2 protein-coding genes are annotated in these 2,433 nt (G+C 57.0%); both read right to left on the bottom strand.

What is annotated here, in order from left to right:
• Positions 1–25: 25 nt before the first annotated feature.
• Positions 26–766 (bottom strand): IS21-like element helper ATPase IstB, encoded by a 741-nt coding sequence (gene istB, locus PKO02S_RS31855; protein ID WP_174819982.1) that lies wholly within the window; start codon positions 764–766, stop codon positions 26–28.
• The gene (istA, locus tag PKO02S_RS31850; RefSeq protein WP_127589296.1) at positions 766–2,247 is read right to left on the bottom strand and encodes an IS21 family transposase; all 1,482 of its coding nucleotides are present in this window, start codon (positions 2,245–2,247) and stop codon (positions 766–768) included. The genes istB and istA overlap by 1 nt, the downstream gene beginning before the upstream one ends.
• Between the last annotated feature and the right edge of the window lie 186 nt (positions 2,248–2,433).

Raw genomic sequence — 2,433 nt, 5'->3', positions numbered from 1 at the left:
CCCTGCTGAATTTCCAGAAATATCGTCACTTCTGGCGCATGAGCGCATGCTTCAGGCGGTAACTCTCCCCCTCAAACACAACGAGCTGCCCATGGTGCGCCAGCCGGTCAATCATGGCTGCGGCCATCTGGTCATCCGTGAAAATGCTCCCCCATTTGGAGAACTCGAGATTGGTCGTCAGTACCAGACTACGGCGCTCATAACTGGTCGCGATCACCTGAAACAGGAGTTGTGCCTCCTCTCGGTCCATCGGCAAGTACCCCCACTCGTCAATAATGACAAGCTCCGCCTTCTCCAAGTCCTTCAGCGTTCGCTCCAACGTGCCGGCACGTTTGCTCTCACTCAGACGTGTGACCAATGTCGCCGCCGTGAAAAAGCGTGTCGCCATCCCTAGCTCGCAGGCTTTCACGCCCAAAGCGATCGCTAAATGCGTTTTCCCCGTGCCGACAGGACCGAACAGTACCAGGTTCTTCTTGTCCCGGACAAACTGACACGAGGTCAGTTCGTCCGTGCTAAGCGTCGACGGCAGCCGCAGGGAGTGGAATTCATAGCCTTCCACCGTCTTGCGAATCGGGAAGGCGGCCCGTTGAAATAAGCGGGCTTTGCGCAGGCGTTCGCGGTGCTCCAGTTCTTCTCGGAACACTTGGTGAAGAAACTCCTCCTGCTTCGGGGTCGCTTCCAAATCGCACAGCCGTACCGCATTCTGGCTCAGAATCAGTTGCTTGCAAAATTGCGAGATCTCGCTTCGAATCTGGCTTCGGTCCATCATAAGCCTCCTGTCGGCATCGGCATCAGCGCATCGTCGTACAGCCGCATGTCCGGCCCTGGCGACGCGGCTGTGTCCAGCCCGTAGCCGGCAATCCGTGCGGCGATCATGGCCGTGTTCGCCGAGATGCCGTCCGCTCTCCGGCGTACAATCGTCTCCTGTAAGCTCGTTACCGCAACGTCCAGGCCATAGCGCTCGGACAGCTCCTTCACCATACGCAGTGCCTGCCGAAGGCCACTGCGGTCCAGATCATCCATGTAGTCCCGGACGTCGTAGGACATCTGTGAGCGCATCGCGCTGTTCTTCCAAGCACCCGGCTTGGCAATCAACGAGTCGAGCATGGTCAGCCAATCTACCGTGTCGGTGCGGATGCTTCCGAACTGTCGGGGATGACGGGAAATGGCTTCGCCTGCCGCATCGAGCGGCTCCACGTAGTGCGCACCAATGCGGACGACAATCTCTGCCTCGGCACACATCGGGGACGAGGTGTAGGTATGCTTGCCATCGAGCACGAACTTGCCGTACCCGTTCGTCTTCAGATGCTCGTAGCGACAGGCCTCGAATGAGAGGCGAGGCAACGGCCGAAAGGCACGGCGGTCGGCCTCGAAGAGCTCACAGATCGGCGTCTCCTTCTTGTAGTGCTCGCGAAGATTATCCAAATCACACAGGTGCAGCAGCTCCGTATTCCATTCCACCAGCGACGGAGCAGAGGGAAGGGGAACGAAGTAATTGCGACGGACATAACCGACCTTGTTCTCCACATTCCCCTTCTCGTGTCCGCTGGCCGGGTTGCAGAAGGTGACCTCGAAGCCAAAGTGAGCCTGAAATCGCTGGAACAGCTGCGTCAGCTTCACGGTCTCGCCGATTCGCCTCCCGGCACCAGTGGCATTGTCGAGTACCAAGCGTTGTGGCACACCCCCAACATGTTGGAATACATCCATCAATCCCTGACAGAGGCATTCCGCCGTTTCGCCGAGGAAGCACTGAACGAAGGCGGCATTGCTCTGCGGGAAGGACACGACGAGGTATCGGCAGGCGATGCGAGTCCCGTTCAAGATCACATCGCACTCCCCAAAGTCAGCCTGTGCCTCACCGGGATGCCACTCCAGCTCTAGGAAGCCGTCCTGGCTCACCTTCTGTCTCTGTCGCGTCTCTCGGACAAAACGAACGACGGTCGGGTAGGAGCAATCAAAGCCGGCATGCTCTCGGCAGAGCCTATCGTATACGCGCTGAGCCGTGTGGCGTTGCTTGTAGCGGTTCTTCTCGTCCTCCTTCAGCCAAGCCTCAATCGTCGCTTTGTATGGATCAAGCTTGGATACACGAACCTCCGCTATGGGCGCTCTCGGAGAGAAGTCCTCCTGCCCCATGTACTTGCGGACGGTCTTCGGGTCCATCCCGATCTCCTTGGCGATCTGATACGGCCCCATCCGTTGTAATTGCAGTTCTTTGATTCGATGGATCTGCCCCATACTCTTCGTCATCCTTTCTCCTCCTTGTTGCTGTACAAGGAGGTTATCGGCTAAGCGATGACGTCGCAAGGAGCGATCCCTCACCAAGAAAATTTCCAGTTCCGAGCAAGGAATTCCTCATGATCGAAACAGGGATTTCCTGTTGATCACAACAAGGAATTTCTATTGATCGAAACCTCCATTTCTATTTGATCATAA

Origin of the sequence: Paenibacillus koleovorans NBRC 103111, from assembly GCF_004000845.1 — a bacterium.
Classification (GTDB): domain Bacteria; phylum Bacillota; class Bacilli; order Paenibacillales; family NBRC-103111; genus Paenibacillus_AA; species Paenibacillus_AA koleovorans.
The sequence above is the reverse complement of the archived record's forward strand: the minus strand, read 5'-3'. Positions and strand labels throughout refer to the sequence as shown.

Excerpts from the sequence above, each read along its gene's own strand:
- istB (WP_174819982.1), bottom strand. The coding sequence starts at position 766 with ATGGACCGAAGCCAGATTCGAAGCGAGATCTCGCAATTTTGCAAGCAA.
- istA (WP_127589296.1), bottom strand. The coding sequence starts at position 2,247 with ATGACGAAGAGTATGGGGCAGATCCATCGAATCAAAGAACTGCAATTA.